Origin of the sequence: Roseomonas sp. 18066 (genome assembly GCF_902706185.1) — a bacterium.
GTDB lineage: Bacteria > Pseudomonadota > Alphaproteobacteria > Acetobacterales > Acetobacteraceae > Pseudoroseomonas.
In genome coordinates this window covers 1-6,437 of record NZ_CACSJM010000236.1, presented here as the reverse complement: position 1 = coordinate 6,437, position 6,437 = coordinate 1, and the positions used below count along the sequence as shown (strand labels likewise).

At 73.6% G+C, this 6,437-nt stretch carries 6 protein-coding genes; 3 read left to right on the top strand and 3 right to left on the bottom strand.

Features of this window, described 5'->3' with window-relative positions; all coding sequences use genetic code 11:
- The 3 genes from GVN67_RS27620 to GVN67_RS27610 all read right to left on the bottom strand — a co-directional run.
- A partial coding sequence (locus tag GVN67_RS27620; protein ID WP_200845424.1) for a BatA domain-containing protein occupies nt 1-1,703 on the bottom strand: 1,703 nt, incomplete at its 3' end.
- 50 nt (nt 1,704-1,753) lie between these two features.
- On the bottom strand, nt 1,754-2,656 hold the full coding sequence (locus GVN67_RS27615; RefSeq protein ID WP_408906370.1) for a DUF58 domain-containing protein: 903 nt from the start codon (nt 2,654-2,656) through the stop codon (nt 1,754-1,756).
- Nucleotides 2,649-3,653: a MoxR family ATPase gene (locus tag GVN67_RS27610; protein ID WP_160000527.1), complete on the bottom strand. Its 1,005-nt coding sequence runs from the start codon at nt 3,651-3,653 to the stop codon at nt 2,649-2,651. The genes GVN67_RS27615 and GVN67_RS27610 overlap by 8 nt, the downstream gene beginning before the upstream one ends.
- Before the next feature lie 135 nt (nt 3,654-3,788).
- Between GVN67_RS27610 and GVN67_RS27605 the strand changes: the two genes are divergently transcribed.
- The 3 genes from GVN67_RS27605 to GVN67_RS27595 all read left to right on the top strand — a co-directional run bounded on the left by GVN67_RS27605 (nt 3,789) and on the right by GVN67_RS27595 (nt 6,230).
- Entirely contained in the window at nt 3,789-4,406 is a 618-nt protein-coding gene (locus tag GVN67_RS27605; RefSeq protein ID WP_408906369.1) for a DUF1285 domain-containing protein, read from the top strand.
- A gap of 10 nt (nt 4,407-4,416) precedes the next feature.
- Nucleotides 4,417-5,022: a CoA pyrophosphatase gene (locus tag GVN67_RS27600; RefSeq protein ID WP_160000525.1), complete on the top strand. Its 606-nt coding sequence runs from the start codon at nt 4,417-4,419 to the stop codon at nt 5,020-5,022.
- Between the two features lie 86 nt (nt 5,023-5,108).
- Complete coding sequence (locus GVN67_RS27595) at nt 5,109-6,230, top strand: PA0069 family radical SAM protein (protein ID WP_160000524.1); 1,122 nt, start codon at nt 5,109-5,111, stop codon at nt 6,228-6,230.
- Nucleotides 6,231-6,437: the final 207 nt, after the last annotated feature.

Here is a 6,437-nt window from a genome sequence, read left to right as displayed (position 1 = left end):
GGGCGGGTCTCGGCGAAACGGTTGGCGGGGATGGCGCCGGCGAAGCCCGGGGCGGGGCCGAGGCGGCCGAAGCCGTCCAGCGTCTCGATGGGCGCGAGCGGCGCCTCGCCCTCCGCCCCGGCGACGCCGGAGGACAGCGCGATCACCCGCTGCAGCATGGCGATATAGAGCCCCGACAGCGGCAGGTTCGACCATTCGGCATTGGCGGTGACATGGAACAACACCACCCGGCCGGCGCCGCGCGTCGCGGCGGTGACCAGCGGCGTGCCGTCGGCCAGCCGCGCCCAGCTGCGGTCGGACAGCAGCGGGCCGGGCTCGGCCAGGACCTGGGTGGCGACGGTGACCTCGGCGGGCACGGCGAGGCCCGCGAAGGGCGAGCTGTCGGCGAAGGGCGCCAGCGGCTGCGGCTTCTCCCAGGACAGCGCCCCGCCCAGCTGGCGCTCGCCGGCGCGCAGGCGCACGGGCAGCAGCGGGTCGGGGTTCTCGGCCAGGCGCGGGCCGGCGAAGCGGATCAGCGTGCCGCCTTCCTCGACCCAGCGGGTGAGCGCCGCACGCTCCTCGCCCTCGGCCAGGGGGCGGTCGGCCAGGACCAGCACGGCCAGCTGGCGCGACAGCAGCTGGGCGACGCTGCCCTGGCGCAGCTCGGCGAAGGGGGCGAGCGCCCGGTCCAGGTAGTAGAGCGGGCCCAGCAGCGGCGTGGTGGCGCCCTGCTCGGCCGGGCCCAGCATGCCGACGGGGCGGCGGCGGAACCGCTCGTCCAGCAGCACGGCGGCGCCGGGGCTTTCCTCGCCCTCGATCTCCAGGCGGGTGATCTGGTTGCGGATCTCGATCGGCAGGTCCAGCGCGGCCTCGCCCGTATCGGCGCCGGTGGCGACCGGGATCTCGGCCCGGGCCAGGGCGCGGCCATCGCCGGTGCGGGCCAGCACCGCGACGGTCGAGGGCAGGGTCGCCGGCGTCTGCCGCAGCGCCAGGTGCAGCCGGTCGGGCTCGGCGCGTGGCGGCAGCAGCAGCCGGGCCGGGCGGCCCTGCGCCTGGGCGAGCGTCAGCGCCCCGCCCTGGGCCAGGGCGGCGGCGAGCGGCGTGAAGGCGTCGCCCTGCGCCTGATGCTCGGTGTTGTCGGCAACATAGAAAGTCGAAAAAGAGTCGCCGTTCATCAGGCGCCAGTCGGTCAGGCCGGCCAGCGCCGCGGCGCGGTCGGGCGCCCAGGGCTTCGGCCGCAGCGCGGCCAGGCGGGCGCGCAATTCCTCGGCCGGCATCAGCGCGGTGGGGCGGGGCGGGCTGCCATCCTCGGCCGGGGCGGTGGCCAGCAGGGCGGCGCGGCGGCCGGCCCGGGCGGCGCCGTCGAGGGCGGATTGCGCCGCGGCCATGCGCGCCGGCCAGTCGGCGCCGCTGGCCCAGCCGTCATCCACCGCCAGCAGCAGCGGCCCGTCGCCCGAGCTCGCCGCCCCCGGCCCCCAGACCGGCCGGGCCAGGCCGATGACGATCAGCGCGGCGGCGGCCAGGCGCAGCAGCAGCAGCCACCAGGGCGTGCGGGCCGGGGTTTCCTCGGGCGCCGGCAGGTCGCGCAGCAGGCGCAGCGCCGGGAAGGCCTGGCGGCGCGGCGCCGGCGGCGTGACCCGCAGCAGCCACCAGATCAGCGGCAGGGCCGGCAGCGCCAGCAGCAGCCAGGGGACGACGAAGCCGATCGGACCCAGGCTGGTCATGCGCTGCCGTTCCTTTCTTCCATCTCAAGCGGGCATCTCAGCTGGGCATCTCAGGCGGGCGCCAGCGCCTGCCACAGCGCCAGCAGCGCCGATTCCGGCGGCGTGTCGGTGCGGTGGGTGGCAAAGGACCAGCCAGCGGCGCCGGCGATGGCCGACAGCCCCGCCCGATGCGCCGCCAGCCGTTCCGCATACAAAGCACGAACGCCCTCAACGCGCGGTAACAGCAGCGCGGGTTCGGCGGAACCGATCCCCTCGAAGCGGACGCGGCCGGCATAGGGCAGCGTCTCCTCCGCCGGGTCCAGCACCTGCAGCAGATGGCCGCGCACGCCGCGGCCGGCCAGCGCCGCCACCGCCGCGCGGGTCTCCTCCAGCGGCGCCAGGAAGTCGCCCATCAGCACGGCGCGGGCATGGCGGGGCAGCGATTCATCGGCCGGCGGCGGGGTGTGGCGGCCCAGCATGTCGGCCACCGCCGGCAGCGCGCCGCGGCCGGCGAAGGCGCGGCGGGCGCCCAGCAGCCGCACCCGCTCGCCACCGCGCAGCAGCAGGCTGGCCAGCGCCAGCAGCAGCAGCGTGGCGCACTCGCCCTTCTCCGGCCGGTCGGCGCCGCCGCGCCAGGCCATGCCGGGGCCGGCGTCGCGCCACAGGGCGACGCTCTGCGCCGCCTCCCATTCGGTCTCGCGGACATAGAGCCGGTCCGACTTGGCGCTCTGCCGCCAGTCGATGCGGCCGATGGCATCGCCCGCCAGATAGGGGCGGAACTGCCAGAAGGCATCGCCCTGGCCGGCGCGGCGGCGGCCATGGACGCCCTGCATGACGGTGGTGGCGACGCGCTCGGCGGCGACCACCAGCGGCGGCAGGCGGCTGCCCAGCGCCGTCGCCCGCAGCGCGGCGGTGGCCGGCGAGGCGGTCTCGGCGGCGCCGGCGGGGGGGGTGGCTGCCCCCGGCCTAGCCAAGGCTCGCCTTCAGCGCGTCGATCACATCGCCGAGCTTCACCCCATCGGCGCGGGCCGAGAAATTCAGCGCCATGCGGTGGCGCAGCACCGGCTCGGCCAGCGCGATCACATCCTCGACACTCGGCGCCAGGCGGCCGTCCAGCACGGCGCGCGCGCGGCAGGCCAGCATCAGCGCCTGGGCGGCACGCGGCCCGGGGCCCCACGCCAGGTGCTGCCGCACGGCGGGCAGGATGGCGCTTTCCGGCCGGGCGCCGCGCACCAGCTTCAGGATGGCATCCAGCACCTGCTCGCCCACCGGGATGCGGCGGATCAGCGCCTGGGCGGCCAGCAGCTCGGCCCCCGTCAGCGCCGGCTCGGCGCGCGCCTCGGCGGCGCCGGTGGTCGCCAGCAGCATGGCGCGCTCGGCCGCCTCGTCCGGATAGGTGACCTCGACCTCCAGCAGGAAGCGGTCGAGCTGCGCCTCCGGCAGCGGATAGGTGCCTTCCTGCTCGATCGGGTTCTGCGTCGCCAGCACATGGAAGGGCGCCGGCAGGGTATGGACATGCCCCGCCATGGCCACCTTCTTCTCCTGCATGGCCTGCAGCAGGGCGGACTGGGTGCGGGGCGAGGCGCGGTTGATCTCGTCGGCCATCAGCAGCTGGCAGAAGACCGGGCCCTTGATGAAGCGGAAGGCGCGCTTGCCGTCGGCCGCCTCCTCCAGCACCTCGCTGCCCAGGATATCGGCGGGCATCAGGTCGGGGGTGAACTGCACCCGGCTCTCGGCCAGGCCCAGCACGGTGCCCAGCGTCTCCACCAGCCGGGTCTTGCCCAGGCCGGGGACGCCCACCAGCAGGACGTGGCCGCCGGACAGGATGGTGATCAGCACCTGCTCCACCACCTCGGGCTGGCCGAAGATGACGCGACCCACGGCCTGGCGGACTCGCGCCAGCCGGAGGCCCAGCGCCTCGACCTCGGCCACCAGCAAGTTCGGATCCGTGGGGTCTGCCACTTCAACCATGCCTCTGCGCCTCCTTATATAGATCGGATATGGGAAGCCGGCCTGTGAAGGCCAGCCCGCCCCTTCTGCCAGGAGCGACACTTGGGGAAGCCTATGACCACCGGGCGCATGGACGAAGCATTGAAACAATCTGCGATGGAAAATGGCACCTGCCTGCGCACGCAGGCTCAGAAGCCAGACCTGTGCACGCAGGGGGCCGCCGCGCCGCCGCCGAAGCCGAAGGCCAAGCCGGGCGGCCCTCCGCGACCGCGCCATGAATGCGGCGCGCTCGACATGCGCATCGCCCGCGACGGCACCTGGCACTACCAGGGCAGCCCGATCGGCCGGAAGGAGCTCGTCTGCCTCTTCGCCTCCGTGCTGCAGCGCGAGGCCGATGGCAGCTACTGGCTGGAGACGCCGGCCGAGCGCGGCTCGATCACCGTCGAGGACGCGCCCTTCATCGCCGTCGAGGTGTTCTGGCGCCGCTGCGAAGGCCGGCAATGCCTGACCTTCCGCACCAATCTGGACGAGATGGTCACCGCCGACGCCGACCACCCGATCCGGGTCGAGATCGACCGCCGCTCCCGCGAGCCGCGGCCCTATGTGATGGTGCGGCCGGGACTCGAGGCGCGCATCAACCGCGCCACCTTCTACGAGCTGGTGGCCATGGCCGAGCCGGAGACGCTCGAAGGCCGCGAGGTGCTGGGCGTCTGGAGCGAGGGCATCTTCTTCCCGATCGACGAGGTTCCGGGCCAGGCGGCGCTGGCCCAGTGAGCTTCGCCTCGTGAGTGCCGGCCTTCCGGTCCCCGTCGCCGCGCCGCTGGACGCGGCCGAGGTGGTGCGGCGCCTGTCCGACCCGGCGCGACTCGCCCGCGCCGCGGCGATGACCGTCGCCGCCCAGGGCACCCCCGCCGCCGTGCTGGTGCCGGTGGTGCTGCATCCGCAGCCGACCCTGCTGCTGACCTTGCGCGCCGCCCGGCTGTCCAGCCATGCCGGCCAAGTCGCCTTCCCCGGCGGCCGCATCGAGCCGGGCGAGAACCCCGAGCAGGCCGCCCTGCGCGAGGCGGCGGAAGAGGTGGGCCTCGACCCCCGCCTGCCCCGCATCCTCGGCCGGCTGCCGGAGCATGTGACGGGCACCGGCTATCACGTGACGCCGATCCTCGCCTTGCTCGACCCGCCGCTGAACCTGGTCAATGCGCCGGACGAGGTGGAGCAGGCCTTCGAATACGACCTGGCGCCGCTGCTGGACCCGGCCCTGCCGGAACGCCGCAGCGCCATCTGGAAAGGCGAGCGCCGCCATTTCTTCGTCTGGCCGCATGAGCAGCACTACGTCTGGGGCGCGACGGCCGCGATCATGCAGAGCCTGGCCGGGCTGCTGCGCACGCCCTGAGGCGGGCCGCCGTGTTCGCATGATGTTCTTGACTTCCGGACGCCCCTGACGAATGAGTCAGGGCGCGAACGGAAAGGGAACTGGCCATGCCGGATGGCAGCATCCGCGCCGATGCCTCCAGCATGCTGGAGGGGGCGCGCAAAGGCCGCGGCGCCACCAGCAACCCGCCGGTCCGCTTCGACCGGCTGGCGCTGGAAGCCTTCGACGATGGCTGGCAGACGCTGGAAGACGCCTTCGCCGAGCTGCCGCCGCTGCCCACCACCCTGACCCGCGACGCCGCCCGCTCGGCGATCTCCTGGAACTCGTCGCCCGATATCGGCTTCGACCGCGCGGTGAACCCCTATCGCGGCTGCGAGCATGGCTGCGTCTATTGCTACGCCCGCCCGAGCCACGCCTATCTGGGCCTGTCCCCCGGCCTGGATTTCGAGACCAAGCTGCTGTTCAAGCCCGATGTCGGCGCGCTGCTGGAGAAGGAGCTGCGCAAGCCCGGCTATGTGCCGCGCCCGATCGCGCTGGGCTCCAACACCGACCCCTACCAGCCGATCGAGCGGCGGATGAAGCTGACCCGCACCATCCTGGAAGTGCTGGAACGCTTCGGCCACCCGGTGACCATCGTCACCAAGTCGGCTGGGGTCCTGCGCGACCGCGACATCCTGCAGCGCCTGGCCGAGCGCCGCCTGGTGCGCGTCTGCCTGTCGGTGACCACGCTGGACCCGAAGCTGGCCCGCATCCTGGAGCCGCGCGCCGCGACTCCGGAGCGGCGCTTGGCCGCCCTGCGCGCGCTGGCCGATGCCGGCATCCCGACCGCCCTGCTGGCCGCGCCGATGATCCCCGCGGTCAACGACATGGAGCTGGAGCGCATCCTGGAACGCGGCGCCGCCTGCGGCGTCACCCGCGCCGGCTACGTCCTGCTGCGCCTGCCGCTGGAAATCGCCGGGCTGTTCGAGGACTGGCTGCGCGAGCACATGCCCGACCGCGCCGAGAAAGTGCTGTCCCTGGTGCGCCAGACCCGTGGGGGGCGCGTCTATGACAGCGACTTCGCCCAGCGCATGTCCGGCACCGGGCCCTATGCCGACATGCTGGCCACCCGCTTCCGCATCGCCGCCCGCCGCCTGGGGCTGGAGAAACGCGACGGGTCGGAGCTGGATTGCTCGCAGTTCTCGGCGCCTCTGCTGCCTGGGGAAGGGAGGCAGTTGGATCTTTTTTAGAGAAGCGATTTTGAAGAGAAGAATCTGGGGGCATTGAATGCCCCCAGGCCCCCACATTCATTTTGCGTCGCGTCGCGAAGCAGCCGAAGCGCCCCGGCGCATGCGGCGATTGTTATAATAATCCCGACAGCGTCCCGCCTGTGGCTTCAAGGCGCCAACTGACGGCGGGGTCCGGGGTGATACTATCACCCCGGCGGGGGTCTGGGG

Coding starts and splice junctions, on each gene's coding strand:
- GVN67_RS27610 (WP_160000527.1), bottom strand. CDS start 3,653: ATGGTTGAAGTGGCAGACCCCACGGATCCGAACTTGCTGGTGGCCGAG.
- GVN67_RS27605 (WP_408906369.1), top strand. CDS start 3,789: ATGGAAAATGGCACCTGCCTGCGCACGCAGGCTCAGAAGCCAGACCTG.
- GVN67_RS27595 (WP_160000524.1), top strand. CDS start 5,109: ATGCCGGATGGCAGCATCCGCGCCGATGCCTCCAGCATGCTGGAGGGG.